Genomic DNA, 24,270 nt, shown 5'->3' on the forward strand with positions numbered 1-24,270 from the left:
CATCGGCGCCACCACCTTTGCAGAGCGAGCGCATTTATTTATGGCTCATGCCATGCTATCGAGATGGCTGGGCAGACGGAGGGTGTGCCGCGACGTCGGACGAATCCACCGGCCGTAGCCACATGGCTTGCCCGCCATTAGGCTGCAGATCGATGGTGAGCTCTGCATCGGAGTCGACTAGTTGCTCGTCGATGCGTACCCGCGTGGGGGTGTCGAGTTTGGGATCGTCGCTGTACACGCGGGCCTTGTAGCTGGTGGAGTCGGTCAGGAAGTCGAGGGGCACTTCTAACTCTCGCTCAGTTCCCGAGTTCATGGCGCCGACGAACCAGTCTTGGCCGCTGCGGCGTGCGATGACCGCGTATTTACCGATTTCGCCACGAATGACTCGCGTCTCGTCCCAGACCGTGGGGACCTGGGCGAAGAACTCGAGTTCGGGGGAGTCAACAATTCGGCTCCTCGAGGGCATTCCATCCGCTTCGGCCGCCAATGGCGTGTCGTACCAGTACATGAACTGCCACGGCGAGTAGGTGCAAACCGCCTTGGCCAGTTGATGCCCGTGCGACCACTTCGCGGTAACCCTGGAATCGAAATAGCAGATCGTGTGATCGGCCGCCCCGGCCAGGTTTCTGGTGAACAAGGTGGTGATAGCCTGGCTGCTGGAAGGAGTGGCCTCGTCGCCTCGGACGCCTTCCTGTGTCATCAGGTTGGGGTAAGTTCGCGAGAAACCGGTTGGACGGTATTCATCATGCACGTCGACCATCAACTGGTGCGCGGCCGCCTTCTTGACCGCTTCATGCAGCCAGCGAGTCCATCGTTGCGACTCCGTCTGCACGAACCCATACTTCACGCCAGCGATGCCCCACTTCTTGTAGAGCGGCAAGATCTCATCCAGTTGACGTTCCAGGGCCCGACGATTGACGTACACGATGATGCCAATATCGCGCTGCTTCGCGTAGTCGATTACCCAGTGCAGGTCGAGCGGCCCACTCGAACGCTTCTCGTCGAGCGAAACCGTCGTGGCGTCGGAGTCGTCCGAGTACTCATGGCCATACCACCCTGCGTCGAACTCCACGAATTGGAAGTTGTGCTCGTGAGCAAAGTCGATACAAGCCTTGGCGCCAGCGGTGGTGAGGGTGATCTCGCGAATCACCTTCCCCGGCTTGATCCACGAAGTATCCTCGATCGCACAGGGCGCGTTGAGGTTGAGTATCAGGTCGTTGTTTTCAAGCAGTTCGCCTACGCTGGCTCCCAGCATGACGACCCGCCAGGGAGTCTGCAGCTTACCGTGGCTCTGCACACCGCCGCCAAGCTGACTGACCACACAGTGGGGATCTTGTTGGTCCCGTCGCAGCTGCATCGTGGCGTAGTCGACCAGCCCCGCCTCGGCGATGGCCGCGTAACAGCTGTCGTTCAGTTCAATCGTCAGCGGACGCTCAACCCGGCCACTTATCTGGCTGAGTCGTCGCTGGCGGTAACTGTCTTGGGCTCTCGTGGCGCACCAGGCGATGTGATCGCCTGTGAAGCGAAACTTGCTCGCTTCGGCAGAGATGCGGATGGGCTCGTCGGCGGCGGGCGCCTGTAACGTTGCCTGATAGGCAACGCCGGCATCGTAGCAGCGAAATTCGATTCGCATGACGTGTCCCGTCGCCTTGTCGGTGAGCTGTGTGCGAATGGAATTGTAGTGGTCCCGCACGGTGCTGCGTTCGCCGTAGACAGGATTCCAAGTGCTGTCATGCGACTTGACTTCCGATACGTTCTGCAGTTGAACATGCTGGCCGATGGCGGAGCCATCTTCGCCTCGAAATGCGATCTCTGCGCCTTGCAGGACCGGCTGCCCAGCGAACGCGATGTTGTACTTGAGCTGCGACTTATCGCCCTGCTGCTCGACGTCGAATTCGAGTTGAATCTGGCCATTGGGTGACTGTAGTGACGCCGCATGTCCCGGCAGGCAACCGAGATCGCACCAGGCCAATAGAAGCAGGCAAAGCATGAGATAGTGAGTACTGCTGCTGGCAACCTTGTTCTGACGCGTCGCAACTCGACTCGCTGGTGCAGAATATTGTGAAAATGGCACTCGAATGTCCTTGAATCGCTGAGGTGTTGGTCTCTTCTCGCAACAGACGCCGTTAGGTCCGTGTCTACGAAAGGTTGAATAGTTGCAGCCCCAATTTGGCCTGCGGCTGGTGCAGGGGACGCAAATGGCGCCGAACAATAGCCTCATGGTAGGGTGAAGTCGATTTGATTTTGGCCACTGTTTACCGTGGCGGTCAATTCAGAAGTTTGGGCCGAGGCGTACTTTTCCGGCACCAGCCACTTGATGGTGACTTTACCAACAGGCACAGGCGAACCTCCCGCGATTTCCTCCTCGAGCGAGGTTGGAGCAGGGGGGGCTTTCGGTAGTTGGCGGGCTTCGATGGCAACCTTGTGGTCTCCGATCATGGCACCGTCCTTGGGGTCGAAGGTCGACAAGGTAAAAGTGCCGTCGGGTTGTATGGTGCCCGTGGCTGGCCGGCCTCCCGATGTAGGATAGAACGTCACGGTACCTTCGGCAACCTTGTTGCCTTCGAACGACACGGTACCTGACACGGGGGCGACGTTGGAGTCGGGACCGCACCCCGCAACGGCCACGAAACAGCAGGCCACCAACAGGAGGGCAAACGAACGGTACAGAGAGCGTGGTTTAAGGAATGTCTTCATGGTTACTGGGCAATTCCGCCTGTCGGGTAACGCGATACTGCCGAACGGCAGCTGAAAGGGCGAGCGGCTACAGTTCTTCGGAGTTGATCAGTTCAGCACCTGCATAACTCGACAAGTACTGGTACACGTTGTAGTCGATGCTCTCTTGTATGAAAGCAACATGTCCGTCCAGGAACACGAACTGAGCTCCCCCGGGGTGATCGCTACTGAAACAGACATCGTTGGATTGCTCCGGCTTGATTTGGGGATCCGTCAGATGCGAGTTGATCGGTTTGTAGGTGCTGAGCAGGAAGCGGCCAATCGAGTGCATCGAGTAGTTGCTCTTGAAGTTGGTATTGCAGCTGCCACCAAACCACCAGGCACCAGGCCCCCCTTCGTCGGTGCCATATCCATCGCCGGCGCCGTAGCGGGTCGCACTGACCGATTCGCCCACGGCGAACGTCGACGACGTTCCATCCAGCACCCGGCGGAGTGGCACGATGACTCCCATGTTGAAGGGACCATTGGTAAACACCCGGCCGCGGAAATTCGTAGCCGTTGGCTGCCTCACGTCCTCTGGGGCGCGGGGATGCTGGGTGATGGAGGGATCGCCCAGCCCTCCCACGACACCGGCGTAGTCGCGGCGCGGCAGGATTCCGGGCCACATGGTCGTGCTGGGACATACGTAAGTTTCGATGCGCGTGTTGCCAGCGTCATCGCCTGACTGGGCGGCGATGAGACCCCACGCACCGCCGTTGCCCTCGCGTGCATTCAGTCGTTGCTTGAGGATATCGGGAACCAGGCCTTCTTCCATGTAGTGCATGATGAGGATGAACATGGGAATGCCACGGCATTCGCCATTGTTGCCGCAATAGTCGGGCGTCTTGATTTGTGAACCTGGTGGAAGCTCCGACATGGCGGATTCGTAGTTGAGGATTCCCAACCCCATTTGCTTGAGGTTGTTGGAGCATTGGCTCCGTCGGGCAGCTTCTCGGGCCGCTTGGACCGCAGGTAGCAGCAGCGCGACGAGAATGCCGATGATGGCAATCACGACCAACAACTCGACCAAGGTGAAACCTGGCCGAATACTCTGCCGCATACGTGAATGGGGAAGGTCTGGCATGGACATCCTATTCGCTCCTGGAAAACGGTGGACGGGCACGAATATGTGCGAACCGTCGGTGTGTAATTTCCGCCGCAGGAAGGTGGTCGCCTACCTGCGGCGGGACTGACCATGGTGGTGGCTGCCCACTCGCCACCATGGCCCAGTAGTTGGTTTGTGCTGTCAAAAATTGAGTGCGGGAAAGCTATCGGCGGCTTTGCAACATTCCGCCCGCTACCAGTGCGGCCAAGACGACGAGACCTGCCGTACCCGGTTCGGGCACCGCCTGGGATCCCGCTGCCAGGTTCGCCGGCGCCGCGCCGGTGCCAAAGTTGTCCTTCCACAGTTGGTAGTCCGAGGCCGTGACACCTCCGCCGTCGCCGTTGAAGTTCAGGCCCGATTCGTTGGCAGCGCCGAGGTTGTTGCGCCAGACGGTGTAGTCGGCCAGGTCGACGGTGCCATCGTTGTTGAAATCACCTGTCAGACCGGCATTCAGGTACTTCACGAAGCCAACCTGCGACGATTGGCCCACTCCGGCCAGGATGAAGCTGAAACTCAGCATGTCGTTGGCGCCACCAATGGTTCCCAGGCTGAACGACTCGCCTGCATCGAGTGCGATCCCTGCGCCTGTGGGGTCGACTTCGCTGAGGTTGCTGCCATCGGGCGTAGTGGGGGGCTGGAACAGTGCGCCACCCGCCTCGTTTCGTAAGCCATCGAAGGTTCCCAGGTCGGTATTCAGAGTGCCTTCGGTGGACGACTCGATCAGGTAACCAGTGATGATCTGATCGAAGGGCGACTCGTTCTCGATGATGGCGGTCCCATCGGCCAGGTCGACCGTAATGCCAATGCTGTTGAATTGCTTCTCGCCGCTATAGACGACGCTACCTCCGAGCGTGGTATTGAGTTCCGTGTCGTAGTACAGCAGGCTCAGGTCTCCTGGTTCGATCTCCACCCCAAAACCTGCAGCCAGCATGGCCTGGGTTGGGTTGTAGGCTGCACCCAGGCTGTAGCTGACGGAGTTGTTGACGGGAGTGGAGCTCGTGAAGTCGGCGAGTAACTCCTCCACGCCATGCTCATCGGCGGCAGGTGGGGTGCCGGTTAGTTGCCAATTGGCGACGTCGTCCGCCAGTCCGTTGTAGGCAGCAGTGTCGATCGATCCGCTAATCGATCCGATGCGGTAACCACCCAAGTTCACGGTCCCTGCATCGGTTCCCGTGAGCGTCATTTCCTTGGTTTCTCGGTCGATCTGGAGGACCAGGCTTTGTGCCCCGGCAGCTGAGGCCAGAACTGCCACCACCGCCATCGCCAGAGAGCTAGTTCTAATGTTCATGATGAATATCGCTTGCTATGAAAAAGCTGGTTGGAATTGAGCTGGACGATAAGGCTAATTGTGGTGAACGCTGGCCGCCGAAATTCTCCCGCGGCGTCGCCCCCAGAATGCCACCGCGACGGCGGCACCCACCAGCAGCACGCTCGAAGGCTCGGGGACCGAGAAACTCGCCAAGGCCTCGGCTCGCATTGCCGCAGGGGCGACCTCCAACCACTGCTGAAAGTCGTCGAGTTCGACTTTGCCGTTGCCTGTCAGATCGCCCAGGCTGCGGGCATTGACGTTCTTGCCGAGGTTGTCGCGAATGATCTCAAAGTCGCTCAAAGAAACGCCACCGCCATCGACATCGCCGGTAACGATGGCCTCGGTCGCGATGCCGGACGCGTTGATGCCGCTGAGTCCGTTGTTGTAGAGAGTCTGCACCTGAGCGGTGGAGAGTGCGGAGTCGAAGATGGCAAAGTCGTCCAGCAGGCCTTCGAACTCCCGGCCGTTACAGCAGCTGTCTTCGCCGATCAGCCATGAGCCGCTGTCGACCATTTCAAAAACGTCGGTGTTGTCGTCTTCGGCCACCAGGGCACCATCGATGTAAAGCCGTTGAGCGGGCGGTATGACCACGGCGTTTTCATCCACGTTTCCCCAGACCATAACCAGGTGATGCCATTGATTGCGACCGATGGAATCGGCGGGCGAGTCGACGGCTTGTCCACTTACGCGTGCATCGATGTGGTCGCCCCCCTCCCAGTTCATGGCCCAGTTTTCGCCGTCATCCGGTCCGCTACCGATATCGTCCGTCACTGTGCGACTGGTGAACACGCCTTTGTTGCTGGAGGAGACACTTTCGTCGACGTACATCCACGCCGACCAGGTGACCCCCACCCCTAGCACCGGATCGCCTTCGCCGAAGGGTGGGGTAGGAACAATGCCACTGATTTGCGGTACTGACTCAACCAAAAAGTACTGATTGGTGCCGCCACCAAGTCGTACGGCCGCGCCAATCTGTCCCGCGCCATACGACAGTCCGCTGGTGTCGAAGTTCATTTCGCCATCCAGGTCTTGCCACACGGCATCATTGCTGTTGACGATGTCTTCGACGGTGGTCATCTCGTAGTTGTCGATGCCATCGTCGAATGTCCAGTGCGCCACCGGCGTTTGAGCCAAGGCTCGGGAACTGCCTAGCGTGCAGGCGAGGATAGCCAGCCCGCATTTCGCGATAGAGTAGCACTTGTGTGTAGCTATGGAATTCATGTTATTGAAGCTCGTTGCGAGGAGTGTTATCGACCTGCGTTACGGGATGGTCAGTTCTAGCAACGCTGTAGGCGAAAGCAGAAAAGACCAGCGATACCAGCCAACAGCAGTGAGGAAGGCTCGGGAATCTGTAGGCCTTCTAATGTCGATACGTTGCCATTGCCGGCAGCGAGGGCGGCTTGACGCCAGCGGCCGTAGTCGGCGAAGTCGATGAAGTTATTGTCGATCAGGTCGCCCTGGTCGCGGTCGGCCAGGGGCTGCCAGAAGTTTTCGCGGATGATCTGAAAGTCCTCATCGTCCACGTCGCCGTCGCCGTTCACATCGCCGCCGGGTAGTGAGACGGCTTCGATCGCATCCTGGCCTTCCAGGCCGCCAGTGTAGATGGCGTTGATCTGTGTATCGGTGAGTACTTCGTTCCAGACGACCAGATCGTCGATCATGCCTCCGAAGGTCCGACCACTGAAGGTGCGGTCGCGTCCAATTTGCCAGACACCATCGTCAACGAACTGCAGTGCCGCGACGTTGTGTGTGCTTTCCAAGGCACCGTTGACGTAGACATTGGTTTCCCGGCTGTCTGATCCATCCAGATCTGTGGCTCCGTCCCAGGTGAACGCCAGGTGAATCCACTCGGGCTCTGTCTCCGTACCGTCATATATGTCGGCGGTGGTTTGTGTTCCGGTGGAGTCGATGCGGAAGGTCTTTTGGCTCTTCCAGGTCGCTCCCCAGAATTGGTTCGAAGCCACTTGAAATCCTCTGTCGAGGGTGGCTGTGCCCGTTGTGAAGATTCCCTTGTTGTCGAGATCGCCCCCCTCGCCCAGTTGGATTAAGTTTGGTTTTACCCAGAGAGAGTAGGTGAGCTGCGACTCTCCATCGGCCTCGATTCCGCCGACGTCGAAAACGTTGGCCGCGCCAAGTTCTCCCGTCATGATCGCGGCGTTGCCGATGATGCCCGGACCCCAACTCAGGTTCGTAGCAGCGGCGTCACGCCAGATGGCGTTGTTGGCGACCGAGCCGCCCGAGTCGGCCGCGACGGTGCCGCTGATTTCGTCGAACCGCCAGTGGTTGAGAATGTCCGCCGATGCATGCAGGGGAAACGTCACGATCAATGTGAGCACCCACCAGTTCGCATGAAGTTTGTATCTCATAAAAAAGATCCTGCTATGCCGCCAAGTTGGAGTAGTGTGTACGTCAAATCCTTCAAAAACCGTGAGACATTGCGTTGCGCCTAAGGCAGGTAACCTGCGGCGGCCGTATCGCAGGCCCAAGAGACTCGCGAGCAGTGCCAGCGAAGCGATGGAGGCCGGCTCAGGTACGCCAAGTGCCGAAGCAGCGTCAACGCCGGTGAGTCCTGCGCTGTGGACCAATGCAATCTGCTCGGGCGTGAGAACCTGATCCAGCACAATCAAGTCGTCAATCGCTCCACCGAAGGTCCGCCCAGCGAAGGTGCGATCTCTGCCGATCTGCCAGTTTCCGTCATCCACAATCTGAGCGACATCTCGTGTCGCCGTGTTGACCAGAAGGCCGTTGATGTAGGTCTTTACCTCTTCATCGCCAGGCTCCGGGGCGCCGGCTGTTCCATCCCAGGTGAATGCGAGGTGAATCCACTCTGGCTCTCCCTCCGTACCGTCGTAGAGGGGGTCCGAGTTGTAGGAGCCCGTGGCGTCGATGCGAAACCTACTCTGTTCCTTCCAGGTAGCGCCCCAGAACTGCCCGCCGTTCATCGGGTTGCTAGATCGTTTTGCCACCAGGTCTCCCGTGGTAAAGATGCCCTTGTTGTCGAGGTCGCCTCCGCTGCCCAGTTGCGCCAGGTTTGGTTTAATCCACACCGAATAGGTGAGCTGCGTTGCGCCATCCGCTTCGATGCTGCCGACGTTGAATACATTCGAGCTACCAGTCTCTCCAGTCAGAATGGCTGCATTGCCAATCAATCCGGGACCCCAGCTAAGATTGGTCGAGTTGGCGTCTTGCCAGGTAGCGTTGTTCTTCGTAAGGCCGCCCGAGTCGACCGCCACCAGACCGCTGGTTTCATCGAACTTCCAATGACTGAGCAGGCTGGCCTGTGAAGGGGACGTTTCGACAAGTAGCAATATGGCTGATGCAATGAATAACCAACGACAAAATGCAGAACTCATGAGCTAGTAACTTCCGGGCGCGATGCCCAACGGACCATGGTTTAGCTATCAAAGAAATCGCCTTCGTCCAGGCGAGAGCGCTCCGGTTAGGGAAACTGAGGAAGACATCCCCAATGCGAAATGCACGCCGAAAAGATTCGTTACCCGCCTGGGCTATTGGGAACATGTCCGGCGAACGAATCTTTTCATCCAGCGGTTCGATTTTTTTTCAGAATGCAGGCTCCAGCCACTCGGAACATGGCTCAACCAGTGGCCTTGCTTGGCAGAGCTTCAAGCTTTCACAAAAAAATATGCGGACCCAAAATTTTGCAGGTGAAAACGGAAATGAGCGGACGTATCTTAAGTGGAGGTCCATTTGCAGCTTGGGTGGACTTTCTCCTCCCAGGATCGGAGGAAAGTGGCTTTTCTAGCTCCGAATTCACTGAAGGCGACTCATGATGGCTTCTGCGGAAGACACGTTTGCAGACCTGTTTAGTACGCACCAGCAACGCCTGTTCGGCTACATTCTCGGGCTGGTGCGCAATACTTCGGATGCCCAGGATGTACTGCAGCAAACGGCCGTTACGGCATGGCAGAAGTTTGGCGGTTTCGATCTCGATACCGAGTTTTTTCCTTGGGCCGTGACCATTGCTCGGTATGAAGCACTCAACTTCATGAAGTACCGCCGCCGCAGCAGACTCTGTTTCGACCAGGAGTTGATGGAGCAGTTGGGAGAGGATGCCTGCGAGGTGAGTGGCGAAGTTGCGGAGGTTCGTCTCGCAGCGCTGGGCGAGTGCCTGAAGAAACTGCCAGCTGCCGATTCCAAATTGATCGAGTGCCGTTACACGCATGGCCTGAGCTCGCTGCAGATTGCGGATGTTCTCGAGCGATCGCAGCCAAGTGTGTGCAACTCGTTGCGACGCATTCGCGAGAATCTGATGCGTTGTATTAGCAGAAGTCTTTCGCAAGAGTGTGTACTATGAACGACTTCAACAGTGATAAATCGGTTTCCGTTGAGATTCGCAAACTCATCCACCGGAGTTTCGACGATTCGCTGAACGAAGCGGAGTTTGAGGAATTGCAGCTCGCCCTCAAAACCGATCGCAAGGCAAGGTTGCTGTACGGAGAAATTGCTCAGTTCCACGCCGAACTAGTGGCAACCAAGCAGGCGGTTGCGCTTTGCCGCGAGGTTCAGCATGAGTACCAATCGGTACCGATCGACTCGCAACCCCGTTCTTTCAAGCAATGGCTGCCTGTCAAACAATGGCGTCGACTCACCGATGCCATCCAGTACATTCCTCGTCGGACGGCCGCCTCGTTGCTGGCCGCTGGACTCGGACTCGGTTGCGCCGTGGGCCTGGTGGCCTCCACCTTCGTGGGGGGCGCGCCAGAGTTTTTGCCGGTGCCTTGGAACTGGAGTGTCGGAAGTGACGTTGTGGCGCGGATCGAAATGACCCACGACGTCGATTGGCAATCGATGGAGAATCCAGAAACGCCCGCGACGCGGGGGCTTCGAGTGGGCGAAAAGGTGCGAATCGATCACGGCTTGATTCAGATCGCCTATCGAAATGGTGTATCGACCATTTTGCAGGGACCAGCGGTCTACGAAGTACGGTCGGAGAACGGAGGAAAGCTGTTTTCGGGCAAGCAATCGACAACCGTCCCTTCCGGCAACGCGAATTTCCTGCTCGAGACCTCTTTGGGCAAGTTTCAACTGGGGCCGGGCCATTTTGGCTTGACGGCAGAACACTCGGCCGCTTTTCGCCGGGTAACTTTCTATGGATTTTCAGGGGGGCGACCGCGGGCTCCCAGTGCTCAGTTTGAAAGCAGCTTCGGGGTAACGTCCGACTTGAAGACTGGCGATGCGGTCCAGTTCGACGATATCGGCCTGGTCGAGCATGTTGCCATGGCGAGCATTGGCGCCTTCCCCAAGCAGATGCCCCAATTCAAGCCAGAGCCGTTTGTGGGAGACACCATTCATCTGGGCAATCTGTTCGACGACAGCAAAGCCGCCTCGCTCAGCGATGCAATGCGCTCCGATCGGTACAATGCCGCCGCCGAGACGATCGATCTCGGTGTAGCCGCAGTTCATGATGGCGGCCTGGATGTCGACGTGCAGCTGGCTGAAGATGGAGTGCCATTCAATTTTTCGAATGTTGGTGGTGGGGGAGCCAGGGTGGGCGGATTGCCGGGAAACGACACTCATCGCTCGATAGCCGTTGCCATTCCTATTCGCACCACTGGGGATTTGCTGGGGCACCACATCGCGGATGGGTCTTTGCCCAAGGTGGAGGAAGGCGTCGGCATCGACTCGAACAAGCTGCTGACTTTCGATTTGCAGGAGATACGAGAGGCAGGGCAACTCCAAGGTCGGACCATGCGCTTCGTTTCCGATCGAGCTGGTATGAACGACCGCGAGTTCCCCCTCGACGGCAGTCTCGAGCACGCCCACGCGAACATGATTGTCATCGTCAGCACCGAGGAAGAGGTGCTATCGGCCTATCTCAACGGCGAGGAAGTCAGCGTGGTTGAGCACACGGGCGTGTTCTCGCTGGACGTGGACGAAGAACGTGCCACTCGTGGAGTCAGATATGGTGACGAGTTCGTGCGATTCGATGTGCCAGTGCCTCCGGAAGCCCGCTTCCTCAGCTTCGTTTCCACCCAACTGGAAAGCGAGCACCACGATCATACCGTGTTCTCTGGCGCCAGGTTGGAGATCGAACCGTCCGACGCCGCGGCCAACGCAACACACGATTGATGCGCGGCCCGCGAGTTTGGGGTAGGGAAGGGGGCCAGCGGCAGTTGTGTGCCAGCCTCGTTGCCGCTGAATCACCGTTCGCTCGACGCGGTTGTCATTGTCAGCACTACCGAGTACTTGGAGTACTCGACTTCCCAACGAAGCCCTGGGGGCAGCGGGGGAAGCGAGACGGAGGCAAACTCCCCTCGTATGCTTTGGGTGGAAGTCAGAATGGTGTAACGACTGTCTGCTTTCGGGATGCTTCGCTGCGTGTCGAGCGATTGCGGTCGCACGACAAGCGTGCCCTCCAGCGTGATCACTCCTTCCACCTGCAGTGCGACGTCCGTCGACAGTCCAATAGCAGTATGGTCGGGCTCACCCAGATCCACCTCGAGCGTCGCTTGGGCCTGGTGGTAGAAATCACCAACCACCCTGAGCACTGGCTGGTGGGGGGCCACGCCGACGGCAACCGACTGGAAGACCCCCGTTGGGCCGCGCTTGGCGTGCTTGGTGCCTTCCGGTTGGGCGGAGAGTTCGGGGGCAACTTGCCCGCGATTGTAGAGGTCGCCCACAATTTTGCCGCTGCCCGTCAGGCGTGCTCCGTCGCCGACGTCGATCCAGCGATTGCTGAGCATCTGGCCGCCGCTGAGGCGAATCTGTCCGCCGGAGCGCAGTCGGATTTCGTTGGTGCCGGTCAGCTTGGTATCGTTGGGAACGACCACCGTCGAGCGTGCCTGATCTCCCCGCACCTCCAATCCAATGAAGGTCGTGTTGTTGTTCACTTGAACTGTCGACGGTGTGTCGGATTTGTTGTTCACCACGGCCGACCAGAGCTGGCTGGGGCCATGCGATTCAGGACCTTTCCAATTGGCTTTGTCGTCGAACGCAGCCCCCGGCTTTCCAGCCCACACCGCATAGTTATGAGAGTACCAGGGACCTCGTTCGACGCCCTCTTTAATCGCCAGGCTCTGAAGTTCGTCGGCCAGTTTGCCGTGGTTGCTCTTGCCCAGATCGAGAGGCCTTCGCTCGGCGGAATCGCTTTGCAGGTCGTAAAGCTCCAGGTCGCCGTTGGCAAACTTGATGAGTTTTTCGTTGCCGCGGATGATGGCCCACCGCGGCGCCCGTTGGTCCTCGTCCGGGCCGCCATGCCGTTCGTGTGCTTCGAACAGGAGGTAGTCGCGTTTGCGCTGTGTACCTTCACCCGTCATGACCGGCACCAGAGAGTGCCCGTCGATTCCTACTGGCGCATCGACGCCTGCCAAGTCGGCAACCGTCGCCATGAAGTCCGTCAGGTCGGTAAGGTGGTCGGTACTGGTGCCGGGGGTAATCACGCCGTCCCACCGGACGAACTGAGGGACATTGATTCCACCTTCCCACAAGTCGCGTTTGCCACCGCGCCACTGGTCGAGCAGTCCGAAGTGATCCAAGCCTTCGATAGAGAAATCAGCGTTGGTGGCCCCATTGTCCGATGTGAAAACGATCAGCGTGTGGTCCAGGATGCTGTCACTGTTATCACCATCCCCATTGGGATCCTCCAGCTTGTCGATCAGCGACTGCACGCTCGCGTCCATCCGCGTCACCATGGCGGCATAGCACTTTTCTTTCTCGGTCCAATCGGAGGTATCCACGTCGGCGTAGGCATCAAACCAGCCGGCGAGGTACTTCACCGCTTCCAGGTCCTGGTGCGGAACCGTGTAGTTTACCTGCATGAAGAAGGGATTGTCGTCCTGATAGTGCTCTTCGATGAACTTTTCGCTGTGTTTGGCGATCACATCATGTGTGTAAGTGGCATGCAGGTTCGAATTGTTCGGGCCTATGTTTCCCAGCATCAACTCGGACACGCCCGCCGCTACGGGCCTGCCCGTCGAGTTGGTCGTCCAGAGCGAACTGAGGAAGTACTTGTGCGCGCGGCCGTGGTTAAGATAGCCCATGAAATGGTCGTAGCCGTGCGCACTGGGTACGGCTGCTGGATCTTTGATGCCTGGATCGGGACGCAAGTCGTCTGCCTTGTTGCGGCTGGTACCGATGCCCGAGCCACCGCCAAACCCCCACTTGCCAAAAATGCCCGTGTGGTAGTCCGCCTGCTTAAGGACCTGTGCGAGCGTGATGTCTTGGGCGCGTGGATTGACCGTGTTTCGATCGTTGGCGTTGTGGGCCTGGTTGAATCCGAGGTACAGCATGCCGCGACTTGGCGAGCAGACCGTGGCCGAGTAGGCCCGAGTGAAGGTGAGGCCGTGGCTGGCCAGATCATCGAGTGCTGGTGTCTTGATGTGCGGCAGTCCCTTCGCTGCCCGGTCGAGCTGGCCATGGACACCCACTCCCGCTTTGCCCAGGTCGTCGGCAAAGATGTGGATGATGTTCGGGCGAGGTGCCCGGCACCATCCCGGCACGGCAACGGGAAGTGCCGCCAGGCTGAGAAGTGCGCATGCCAGACGCGAATTGAACAACAACCGGATTACTCGCACTCTGTCGCCCCAATCTCTATTAAAATGCTTTGGAAGGTGATCTCTCGACTACTCGTACCGCCATTTCAACACCCAGGGGTCGTTGGTCTGCCGCTGGAATGTCTTCAGCTTTTGTTGCAGCCGGGCAAGCGTTTCCGCGTGAGCGGGATCGTCGGCCAGGTTGGTCGTCTCGTGCGGATCCGACTCCAGATCGAACAGCTCGAACTTGGGACGATGGATGTAGGTATCCACGCTCCATGATCCGTAGGGTGCGGAGGGGCCTTGCTGGTACTGCTCCTGCCAGGTCGGCGCGGCCCACAAGTCGGAAGCGAAGGGGAAGGGCAGGTCGGCAGCAATATTCCAGATCAGCTTATACTTCCGCTCGCGAACGACTCGCATGGGATAGTACATCGTGATTTCGTGGAACGTGTGCGAAGCATACACTTCATCCCAGTCGCTCAGCGTTTCTCCCTTCCAGACGGGCAGGAACGAACGACCATGAAACTTGCCCGGGTTGGCTTGGGCGCTTTTAAACCCGTCGGCCTGGCGGGCTTCCTGTCTCAGCGGTTGCAGCACAGACGGCTTTATCGACTTCTTGTTCGCATCCAGAACGCCGGCAAAATCGAGCAGCGTGGGAGTGATATCCACCCAACTGATCATAGCACTGCACTCCTTCGGCTGTGTTTCGGCGTAGGGGTTGCGCACCACCAGCGGCGAATGCAGCCCTCCCTCGTAGACGGTCGTCTTGGCGCCAGGCATGGCCACGCCATGGTCCGACATGTAGACAATCAGCGTGTCGTCATAAACGCCGGCGGTCTTCAAATGCTCCACCAACCGCCCCACGGCCGCGTCCAGTCGGCTGACCGACTGGTAGTATTCGGCAAGTTCTTCCCGGCAGGCGGCCGTATCCGGGAGGAAGTCCGGCACGATCACTTCGTCGGGCGAGTAGGTCTTCGTCAGGTTGGCTGAGGAGGCGGCCTCGTTGCCGAACCGGTTGGGTTTGTGTGGCAGGTTGCGGTTGACGCCCCGCCCTCGATGTGGGTCGTTGAAGCAGAGGTAGAGGAAGAACGGAGCGTCGTCGTCGCGGGCTACGAAATCGTAGCAGTTGTCGGCCATCTCCATGTCGTTGCGACCACCCCCTGGAATCACCTCCTGGAAGTGGTACACGCTTTCCGGCGCGACGTGGAACTTGCCACACCGCGCGGTCCGGTACCCTGCCTGTTCCAAGTAACGGGGCAGGCTGGCCGCATTCGCCCAGGTGCTGAATTTGTGATAGTCGTGTTCGTGCCCGTACTGCCCGTTGGCGTGATTTTGCATGCCGGTCAGGATCACGGAACGACTCGCCGAGCAACTGGCCGTGGTGCAAAACGCGTCGGTGAACAGGGTGCCTTCCGCCGCCAGGGCGTCGATACTCGGTGTTTGAATGACCGGATTGCCATAACAACCGGCATCGCGGCCGTGGTCGTCGGCAACAATCAGCACGATGTTGCGTTCGGCCGCTAGACTCCAAAGTCCACCCAAAGCAAGCAGCGCAAGCGTTAGCAGGGAACGCATGCCCATCGCATGAAGGGATTGTCGCTCGCGCTGCCGCGTTAGTTTGCCGTCGATATCCATGGTATTGCCCTTGCCGTTCAGGTGGCGCTGTTGGTGATCACTTTCGGAAGAGATAGTGTATCACCCGTCGTCGCATTCGTGGGCAAGGGGGCCTGAACCTCTTGCAGCCAGTCGTGAAGCTGTTGGCCAAGTTCGTGGACGACCTTGGGATGCACAGCGGCGACGTTCTTGCTCTCGCCGATGTCGGTGGCCAGGTCGTATAACTCCCAGGATTCATCCTCGTAGTTGTAGAACAGCTTCCACTGGTGCGCATCGCTTGTCTTGCGGATCACCGACTGCGGTCGTTGGTTACGTCCGCCACCAATCAGATATCCGGGAAAGTGCCAGTAGAGTGCTTTTCGCGAGAGCTTTGCTGCAGGGTCCTTTAGTACGGGAGTCAGATCAACACCATCCAACGCGTAGTCGCCTGGCAGTTTGCCATCGGCGAGCGAGAGAAAGGTGGTGTAGAAGTCGACCGAATAGATCGGCGTGCTGCTGGTGGTTCCCGCAGGTACCAGGCCGGGGCAGGAGACGATCAGGGGAACACGAATGCCACCCTCATAGTACTCTCCTTTCTGGTACCGCAAGGGTGCGTTCTCCGTGGCGATCTCACGTCCTCCGTTATCGGAGGTGAACACGATCAGCGTATTTTCCGCCAGCTTCTGGCCGGGATGGCGAGGGTCGTCGGTTTGTTGGAGGTATTCGACAATTCGCCCCACGCCCTCGTCGATACCCTCTACCAACGCAGCGTAGTCGGGATCCTGGTGCCTTTCGCCTTTTTGCTTCTCCTTGTATTTTGCCACCAGGTCCTTCCGTCCCTGGCCAGAGATCGGTGTGTGGGCCGCATGGTAGGCCAGGTGGAGAAAGACTGGTTGGCCGAGTGTCTTCGACAGGAAGTCGATGGCTGCATCGGTCTCCGCGTCGGTCAGATGTTCGCCGGGCGAGGCGAACTCGTCGAGTTCAGGCGATACGTTCTTGGAGAACTCTCCCTTGCTATCGGCAAAGTAGGTGCCTCCCGGGCCACCCGAGTGATTACCGCCGTAGTTGAAGTCGAATCCCTGCTCGAGCGGACCACATTGGTGTTTGGTATCGCCAACGTGGTACTTACCAATATGCACGGTGGTGTACCCCGCGGCCTTCAGCGATTCGGCGATGGTGATCGCCTCGCCGGGGATCTCGATCTCGCCATTCTGGCCCTGTGGAGGACCTTTCAGTGGCACGCGCTTGCGCCCCGTGCGGTTCAGGCTACCAACGTTAAACAAGTTGTTTGTCTTACGAGAGGCAAACTGGCCGGAGAAAATTGCAGCTCGAGTCGGCGCACAGTTGGCCCCACAGGTATACCCTGCCGTAAAGCACATGCCCGAATCGGCAAGCGCTTCGAGGTTAGGCGTCTCGTAGAAGTCGCTCGCGTTGCCCAGGCAGGCAGCGTCGACGCTGGTATCGGTCCATCCCAGGTCGTCGCAGAGCACGAAGATGATGTTCGGAGTCGCTGCGAAGCTGATGGAGGCCATCGCCAGCAACACACTCGCGACCAACAGACTACAAAGCCTTTGATAGACTCTAGCATCGCAATTCATCAGTTGACTCCGACAACACGTAGTGACATTCCACTCAGCCTACTCAAGGAACCGATGGCCGCAGTTTGCCGTTGGCAACGGGGCCCCGGGTGTTCAACCCCGATGGTACCTCTTGCGTTGCGCAGCCGAGAGGAAGAACGCCCCAAGTACCAACGTAACCAATGCGGTCGGTTCCGGAACAGCCGCCACGGTGAAACTTGCAATCCCGTATCCGCCTTGGGTTGGTTCTGCATCGCTGGTGGATGTTGCGAAAGTAATCGGTGTATTGGCCGGTATGAAGATCCGTTGGTAGCCATCGACACCGAACAGAATCTCTGGCACGGCGTTCCGGCCTCCCTCGCCCGTCTGGATGTTGAAGCTGGTGCCCGCATAGCCCCAAGTGGCGCCGGCGCCAGGCATTCCTGTGTCGACGTGCTGGCTGGTGAAAACCTCAGGCATTCGATCGTAGTCGAGACCCTCGAACGCCGCACTCGTCACGACGGCAATCTCCGATCCCGTGTCTGTTGTCAGTAGATTGTTGAAGGAGATGCCGTCGAGCCAGACAGGTGTGTCGAACGAGAGGGCTATCGACTGGCTCCGATCGATGCGGTTCGTCTGGTGCACGTTCCCGTTTGTTTCGTCGGTAGTGCCAGCTACGCCTAAAAACTGGGTGTTGCTATTGGCGGTGCTGACAATCAGAGTAGCGCCCCCATCGGTATCGTCGGCCACGATGGTGGCAGTGATCGCGGTCGGGCCTTCGGCCAGGGTGGCGTGCGAGGAAATGCCATCGTTGTTGGCATCGAAGTCGGTGTTGGTGAACATGACTGCCGCTCCAGCAGTTTGCATGAGCAGGATCGAGGCGATTCCGCAAAGTGGGGATCTCATCAGCTGTGGCTCCATTGTGTGGGGTCTTCGAGTTGACGAACGCCTGCAGCTGCTCTCCTCGTTCCGAACGCTGCCCAATGTTGCCTTATCGTTCTCTATTCCGTCCTCACAAAAACACCGTGGATCAGCGAGCTGCCCCGTCGCCGACCCACGGTGCAACCGATTCGTGCCTGCTCTCTTGCCAATCCTTGCCGGATCTTGACACTGGACACGCCGGTCAGTTCTTGTGGTCGCGGTACTGGCTCGTGCGGTTATCGAAAGGTTGACGCTGCACGTCCGCTGCGGCGTGCCGCGTCGCCTTTCAGGCCCCTTGCCGCCGCTCATTGACTCGCAAAACGAGGGGCTCGCCAAGCCGCGTTGCCTGTGAGGTCAACGGTAGAAGACGAATCCGGCTGGCGCCTGTCAAACTTGTTCTGATTTTTCTGCGGTCCACTTGAATTGTGCCGTGCTGCAGCCCTAGCTGTATGTCCAATTGCGTTTCTCAGGAAAAATGAAGGTTTTGTGACAGGTTCACCCGGGCAACTGTCTAATGTTTGCCGGAGAGAAATCTGCGTGTGGTTTCGCAGAAGAGGATTGTGAGGCAGGCGAGGAATTAAGCGAGGGTTCATGTCTCTTTCGCCAGATCAGACCGCAACTTTCATTCGCCTGCTGCGCGAGCACGAAACGCAGCTCATTGTGTATGTGCGAGCCCTGATGCCCTCGCTTTCCGAGGCCGAGGACGTCATTCAGGAGACTCGTATTCGGCTATGGGAGCAGTTCGAGCAATTTGAGCCAGGGTCCAACTTCGGGGCCTGGGCTTGCACTATCGCCCGGTACTTTGTGATGACCCACTACACCAAGCAAGGACGCGACCGACTGCGGTTTAGCTCGGAGGCAATGGAACGCATCGCCGCCGAAGTCGACCGTGCCTCGCAGGTGACGGATGCCCGGATCGAGGTCTTGCCCAAGTGCATCTCCGAATTGAGCGAGAGCAACAAGCAATTGCTGGCGATGTGCTACTCCGGCAATCATCAGATTCAGGAAGTGGCCAAATTGCTTGATCGCACGGTCAATGCGACTTACCTGGCGCTGTCTCGAATTCGTCGCTCCCTGCGGAGTTGTGTCGAGCGTCGCATTGCCTAGAAGGTGAAAGATGGATTCCGAGAATCGCAAATCAAAACCTGTGTCGACCGGCGACCAAGTAACCAACTTGGTTACTGCGCTGGAGCAGGGCCAGTTGAGTGCTGAGGAGTTGGCCCAACTGGACCGGATGATCGTCGAGAGCGACGAAGTGCTGCGAGCCTACGTTGCCCACGTTCAGGATTCGGTGCAGATTCACCGTCACGCAAAGCTTGGCAGCGACGTGCTGTTTGCTTCTCCGGCTCAGGGGGCCGCGGAAACGCAAACGCAATTGCCCGCGCGTGAGGACCGGGGAGGGTACTGGCGGGTGGTGCTTGGCTGCTTGGCGGCTTGTGCAGCCTGCGTGGTGCTGACATGGTGCGTGTCTCAACCGTCCACCAAGCCCATCAACGCGGTGTTGACGCCCGCCCGGGTGGAGGAGGAACCTCCCACACCGCGGGTGATTCAGGATATCTACGTCGCGACGCTTACTGGCACGGTCGATTGTCAGTGGACACAGGGCTCGGAGGTTCCTGCGTACGGAGAGCCACTCGAAGCAGGGCATTTGCTCAAGCTTGAAGCGGGCGTCGCGCAGGTGACATTCAACGACGGGGCCAAGGTCGTACTGCAGGGGCCGGCTGAGTTCGAGATGATTTCGCCGGGTTCGGCCCGATTGGCGTCGGGCAAGCTGTCCGCGTTGGTGCCGATGCAGGCGGTTGGATTCCGAGTGCACACACCCAGTGCTGAGGTGGTGGATCTGGGCACCGAGTTTGGCCTGGTGGTCAGCGACGACGGCCACACCGAAGTGCATGTGTTTGCCGGCGAGGTCGTGGTGTGGGATCCCACTCGCGAAGAAGGGGAGACCGAAGGGCGGCATCTGTCTGAAAATCAAGCGGTTGTCATCGGCAAAGATGCTGGTATGCAGCGTACCATGAAGATGGATGCCTCGAAGTTTCGGCGGGAGATCACGCCGCGGCTTTCGAAGGCGGAGCTACCGCCGCTCGGCGTGACCGATTACCTGGCGCTATGGCTGGCTGCTGACGTCACGGTGAAGACCGACGACAGTGGCGGCGTCATTGCCTGGCGAGATATTGCCGCCGGCGACAACCAGTCGGAGGAGGATGCCTGGCAACAGGAAATCGAGAACCGTCCCCGTTGGGTTCGCAACGGTATCAGCGGGCTGCCTTCCATTCGGTTCGATGGCAAGTCGTCGTACCTGACGACAACCCCGCTTCTCTCCACCGAATCGCAAACGTTGTTCCTGGTGTTTTCGCGTCGAGACGTGCCGATGTCGGAGTACGCCAAGCGACAGATTCTCAATTACAACGGCCCGCCGCACGCGCTATCACCTTTCGATGGCACACCCATGCGAGTGCTGCAGATTGACGATCTGTTCCATAAAGGAATCTATCGCGCCCGCTTCTATGCGGGAGGTTTTAGCGTGGGAGGTGCTTCGTCGATCAAGCCCGTTCCGCCCGATACGCCCACCTTGCTGGCGTATCGCTACGATACCGAAGTGAATGAGTCGATGCTTGCCATCGATGGCGAGATTCGCGAAGTCAACACCGCCCCACGGTGGAAGTCGTACACCTCACGAAAGGTGTTTGGTCGGCATCCTAAGCAGGATTCCGAGATGTCGTTCTTCGCCGGCGACATTGCCGAGGTGTTGATCTACAACGGGGCGCTGGATGAAGAGCAAATGGGGGACGTCACCGAGTATCTGATGCAGAAGTATTCTCTGAAATAGAGAACGAATGCTGACAGGTACCGCTTGATCGCGTCTTAGTCAGTGAGTCGCCAGTAGTCGCTTTTCTCGAAAGTGGCCTAGGCCAGGGTGGAGACTCACCGCTCGTTTGGAGCACTATCAGCAGGCGAACAACGAGATACGGCACTGAAGCTATCGCCCCGCTCAAGAGGCGAGGTTCTACCAACTTTCGGAGATTCTTATGCGAACGACAGCGGTTGGTGTTCTGAGTGTACTCGGGCTGGTGATGTCGGGACTGTCGCTCTCGGCAGCCGAGGTCCTGCGACTCGACTTCGAGAACGCCTCGAACTTTGCAGAAGACTCCAGTGGCAACGGCCGGATGGGGCAGGCCACGGATACCGATCTGAATTTCTTTGGCACGCTGGAATCCTCAACGGATGTCCCGACTACCTCTAGCGGAACGCAGTCGATCAACTTTGCCCCCTTCGATTTTGAGCAAGGGTTGTTCATCGAGTTTCTCGATGCGGAGTTTCCCGACTTCTCGGTCGACGACAGCTATAGCATTTCGTTCTGGGTCAAACCGTCCAGTTCCTATATCGACGACGACATCGGCTTCCGGGGTATCGTTTCCGGCATCACAGCTGACGGGCAGGACGATTGGCAGATCGATAACGGAACGGCTCAATCGATGGACGATCCGACGGGCGCTCGCCTGGTTGGGAACGCCCGGACGGCACTGTTGCCCGGTGTTGGAGAGGATCCAGATGGAGATCTGTCGTCGACCGAGTGGCAACAGGTATCCGTGTCGTTTATCGGTGCCGCGCGTGCGGCAATCGTGTTCTACGGAAACGAAACAACGCCACTGGGCTTCACTGCATCGGCGACCAGCAGCGGCGGCTTCGCCATGGACGGCCTCACGATCGGTGGCAATCGTAACGCCACGTCGCAGGGAGATGATCCTCCCGCGGGCGCCCTTTATAGCGGGCTGATGGACGACTTTGTGGTGGAAGACACTGCCTATATCCACGATGGTATGGGTGGCACATTCATGCCTGGCGATCTCGATCTCAGTGGTGGGGTACCGGACGTGACTGATTGGCTGGCCTTCCGCGCTGGTCCGCGTGACCTTTCGACAATGGCACCAATGGATGCCTATGCGATGGGCGACTTGGACTTCGACGGCGACAAAGACATCCGCGACTTCATCGCGTTCAAATCGCTGTACAACGCTGCCAATGGGGTTGGTGCATTCGAGAGTGTTGCGGGCGTCGCCGTTCCCGAGCCTGCCAGTCTGGTGACTTTGAGTATGGCGGTTGTTGCCGCATTGCTCGTTGTTGGTCGCCGCAGGTTACACCCGCTCTATCTTCGTTGTGGTGTGCTCGTGCTCACGACGCTAGCAACAGCTACTTGGAGTAGTATGGCATCTGCCGTCGTGTTCGATTTCGGCGATGGAACGTTCGATGTGGCGAATGCTACGGAGGATGGCCTGGCCAACTTCGTGCTGCCCGCCGAAGTTGGCCAGGTAGGTGCAGCTCTCGGTGAGCGGTCGGCAACGGTTGATGGGATCACCATGACGATCATCCCCAAAATTGGCGACGACTACGACTATGCTCAGTCCTCCTGGGGTACGAACTCCGTGGGTATCGGAATTCGTTCAATCACCTCCACGGGAGAGAATGAAGGATATAACAACAATCCCGATAGACGAAGGCTGATTGATGGAAGCGCAGGGGAGGCTATCGATTTCCATTTTGATACCGACGTGACGCTGCATAGCGTCCGCCTCGACGAGTTTGCCAGAGGCAACAACATTTTAGCTTTTGAGGTTGCCACCGTCGGGTCGCAGTTGCTGCTGAGTTTGTCGGCGAATGCGGATCCCTCGCAGGAACACTCGCTTGACAACATGTTCGTGCCCACAGGTACGACGGTGAGCCTCACTACGACGACTCCCAGAGCTGGCGGAGTCCTGTGGAACAGCTTAACGCTGTCGCCTGGCGGGCCTCCAGTACCAATGAAGTTAAAGGTCTACGCCGACGGCGAGATGGTACTCGTCGGTGGCACTGAAGGCGGCCTGGAACCTCCACCGGGCCTGACCATCGACTCGCTCGAGATCACCAGCGACGACGACAACGGCGATGGGGGCTCATTGAACTCTACCGGATACACGGGCCTGGTTGGCACGGGGGCGTACCCCATCGGCGCTGACGATGGCATGGGATGGGAGCTGGATGAAGGCAACAACGATATGGGCCTGGCCGAGTCGTATCTGCTTGGCAGCTCGGAGGTACTCACCGACGAAGAGATTTCGCTTGGGTTTGCCTTCAAGCCCGGGCAGGAGAGGGACTTGCGGTTTCGTTACCATCTGGAGGGCGCCGCTACGGCGGTTGCAGGAACGATTGATTACGTCGGGTTGTCCGGCGATTTCAACGAGGATGGCGTAGTCGACCTCGCCGACTATACCGTGTGGCGCAACAATCTTGGGGGCGACGCAAGCGTATTAAATCGGGCCGGGTCAGGCGGGGCCATTGTGGGGCCAGCCGACTACGCAGTTTGGAAGGACAGCTTCGGGGCGGCCGTAGATGGAGCGGGTGCGATTGCCTCTCCTATGGCAGTGCCCGAGCCGAGCGCCTGTATTGCCTTGGTTGGTGCACTTTCGATCTGCATGTTGCGTCGCCAGGTAGCCTAGCACGTCAACAGGCGGGCGGATTCAACAGGAATGTGCATGGAAAGTATGAAGCTAGTTCGCCGTCAGCCTGGCTTTACGCTTGTCGAGCTGCTGGTTGTCATCGCTATCATTGGCATTCTGGTGGCGCTATTATTGCCGGCAGTGCAGGCCGCTCGCGAGGCCGCGCGCCGTACCCACTGCTTGAATAACCTGAAGCAACTAGGGCTCGCACAACTCAACTACGAGAGTGCCCACAAGCGACTGCCGCCGGGTAACCTTGGCTACGATGTGAATACTTCGACGCTCACGCGAATCGAGCATTCGAGCACTGAAGCAGAGACCTCCTTTGTCTGCTTTATTTTGCCCTACCTGGAAGAGTCGGCGCTCTACGATCAGTACGATTTCGACGTGGATACCGACGTGCAGTATCGCAATCCCGATTCGCCCGTAGGGAAGAAGCTCAGCACCTATCAGTGCCCGAGCGACGAATCGCACCTGGGCAATGCCTGCAGTCCGCAGAATGGCGACGACTGGAAGGGGAACTATGGCATCAATTGGGGCGCCTGGCGTCACATGTGCCAGTTGCCTCGGATACCGGGGGAGGACAAGCCAAACTTGGTATGTGCGGTGCCGAACCCGGCCAAGATTCACATCGCCCCCTATCACCTCAGCTTCGGGGCAAAGTTGGCACGCATCACGGATGGCACCAGCAATACGCTGTCGATGATGGAGATGATTCAGTCGCCGGGCACATCGGCGTGCGATCGTCGCTCTCGCATCTGGTGCGAGAAGGCCGGGTGCAGCAATATCACCGCCATGCTGTCGCCGAACAACCCCAACGCGGATGAAGGAAACTGCCAGGAGGATTTCCCCGATTCTCCCTGCAAGCGTATCGGTGGCAACAACGACAAGGCAAATACGCAGAGCTATACCTCGTCCCGCAGTCGTCACTCGGGAGGAGTACAAGTGCTGATGTGCGATGCCTCGGGGCACTTCATCACCGACGATATTGAGATCGCCGTATGGCAGGCCATGAGTACGATGAACCAAGGCGAAACCTACGATTCACCGTTCTGAAGGGCCGGTTCGAGCAGTGAAGTGATACCGAACCCTTGCGTGGATATGT

The 24,270-nt window shown here is 58.5% G+C and carries 16 protein-coding genes; 6 read left to right on the forward strand and 10 right to left on the reverse strand.

Going from position 1 to position 24,270, the window contains the following annotated elements; translation table 11 throughout:
- Nucleotides 1–55: 55 nt before the first annotated feature.
- The 6 genes from NG895_RS26430 to NG895_RS26455 form a co-directional block, all read right to left on the reverse strand.
- Entirely contained in the window at nt 56–1,990 is a 1,935-nt protein-coding gene (locus NG895_RS26430; protein WP_252855566.1) for a glycoside hydrolase family 97 protein, read from the reverse strand.
- Between the two features lie 227 nt (nt 1,991–2,217).
- Nucleotides 2,218–2,697, reverse strand: a complete 480-nt coding sequence (locus NG895_RS26435) for a hypothetical protein (protein WP_252855567.1) — start codon at nt 2,695–2,697, stop codon at nt 2,218–2,220.
- A 67-nt stretch (nt 2,698–2,764) separates the two neighbouring features.
- Entirely contained in the window at nt 2,765–3,799 is a 1,035-nt protein-coding gene (locus NG895_RS26440) for a DUF1559 domain-containing protein (protein WP_425267270.1), read from the reverse strand.
- 184 nt (nt 3,800–3,983) lie between these two features.
- Complete coding sequence (locus tag NG895_RS26445) at nt 3,984–5,108, reverse strand: hypothetical protein (RefSeq protein ID WP_252855569.1); 1,125 nt, start codon at nt 5,106–5,108, stop codon at nt 3,984–3,986.
- A gap of 54 nt (nt 5,109–5,162) precedes the next feature.
- On the reverse strand, nt 5,163–6,350 hold the full coding sequence (locus tag NG895_RS26450) for a LamG-like jellyroll fold domain-containing protein (RefSeq protein ID WP_252855570.1): 1,188 nt from the start codon (nt 6,348–6,350) through the stop codon (nt 5,163–5,165).
- A 56-nt stretch (nt 6,351–6,406) separates the two neighbouring features.
- Nucleotides 6,407–8,482, reverse strand: coding sequence for a LamG domain-containing protein (locus NG895_RS26455; RefSeq protein WP_252855571.1), 2,076 nt, complete (start codon nt 8,480–8,482; stop codon nt 6,407–6,409).
- Nucleotides 8,483–8,919: 437 nt separating this feature from the next.
- Between NG895_RS26455 and NG895_RS26460 the strand changes: the two genes are divergently transcribed.
- Together NG895_RS26460 and NG895_RS26465 are read left to right on the forward strand one after the other, a co-directional pair.
- Nucleotides 8,920–9,444: a sigma-70 family RNA polymerase sigma factor gene (locus NG895_RS26460; RefSeq protein ID WP_252855572.1), complete on the forward strand. Its 525-nt coding sequence runs from the start codon at nt 8,920–8,922 to the stop codon at nt 9,442–9,444.
- A complete protein-coding gene (locus tag NG895_RS26465; protein ID WP_252855573.1) occupies nt 9,441–11,219 on the forward strand; it encodes a hypothetical protein in 1,779 nt (592 codons plus the stop codon). Before NG895_RS26460 ends, NG895_RS26465 begins: the two co-directional genes overlap by 4 nt.
- A 71-nt stretch (nt 11,220–11,290) precedes the next feature.
- Here the strand turns inward: NG895_RS26465 and NG895_RS26470 are convergent, their stop codons facing one another.
- From NG895_RS26470 to NG895_RS26485, 4 genes are all read right to left on the reverse strand, one after another.
- Nucleotides 11,291–13,648 carry a sulfatase-like hydrolase/transferase gene (locus NG895_RS26470; protein WP_252855574.1) on the reverse strand — a complete coding sequence of 786 codons (2,358 nt, stop codon included), beginning with the start codon at nt 13,646–13,648 and terminating at the stop codon, nt 11,291–11,293.
- 63 nt (nt 13,649–13,711) lie between these two features.
- Nucleotides 13,712–15,256 carry a sulfatase family protein gene (locus NG895_RS26475; RefSeq protein WP_252855575.1) on the reverse strand — a complete coding sequence of 515 codons (1,545 nt, stop codon included), beginning with the start codon at nt 15,254–15,256 and terminating at the stop codon, nt 13,712–13,714.
- A gap of 17 nt (nt 15,257–15,273) precedes the next feature.
- Nucleotides 15,274–16,812 (reverse strand): sulfatase, encoded by a 1,539-nt coding sequence (locus tag NG895_RS26480; protein WP_252855576.1) that lies wholly within the window; start codon nt 16,810–16,812, stop codon nt 15,274–15,276.
- Between the two features lie 93 nt (nt 16,813–16,905).
- Nucleotides 16,906–17,676: a hypothetical protein gene (locus NG895_RS26485; protein ID WP_252855577.1), complete on the reverse strand. Its 771-nt coding sequence runs from the start codon at nt 17,674–17,676 to the stop codon at nt 16,906–16,908.
- A gap of 606 nt (nt 17,677–18,282) precedes the next feature.
- Between NG895_RS26485 and NG895_RS26490 the strand changes: the two genes are divergently transcribed.
- The 4 genes from NG895_RS26490 to NG895_RS26510 all read left to right on the forward strand — a co-directional run bounded on the left by NG895_RS26490 (nt 18,283) and on the right by NG895_RS26510 (nt 24,221).
- Complete coding sequence (locus NG895_RS26490) at nt 18,283–18,798, forward strand: sigma-70 family RNA polymerase sigma factor (protein ID WP_252855578.1); 516 nt, start codon at nt 18,283–18,285, stop codon at nt 18,796–18,798.
- Between the two features lie 10 nt (nt 18,799–18,808).
- On the forward strand, nt 18,809–20,521 hold the full coding sequence (locus NG895_RS26495; RefSeq protein WP_252855579.1) for a FecR domain-containing protein: 1,713 nt from the start codon (nt 18,809–18,811) through the stop codon (nt 20,519–20,521).
- Nucleotides 20,522–20,720: 199 nt separating this feature from the next.
- Nucleotides 20,721–23,165, forward strand: coding sequence for a hypothetical protein (locus tag NG895_RS26500; protein WP_252855580.1), 2,445 nt, complete (start codon nt 20,721–20,723; stop codon nt 23,163–23,165).
- 36 nt (nt 23,166–23,201) lie between these two features.
- Nucleotides 23,202–24,221, forward strand: coding sequence for a DUF1559 domain-containing protein (locus NG895_RS26510; RefSeq protein WP_261361800.1), 1,020 nt, complete (start codon nt 23,202–23,204; stop codon nt 24,219–24,221).
- The last annotated feature ends 49 nt before the right edge of the window (nt 24,222–24,270 follow it).

Source organism: Aeoliella straminimaris (assembly GCF_024054565.1).
GTDB classification, from domain to species: domain Bacteria; phylum Planctomycetota; class Planctomycetia; order Pirellulales; family Lacipirellulaceae; genus Aeoliella; species Aeoliella straminimaris.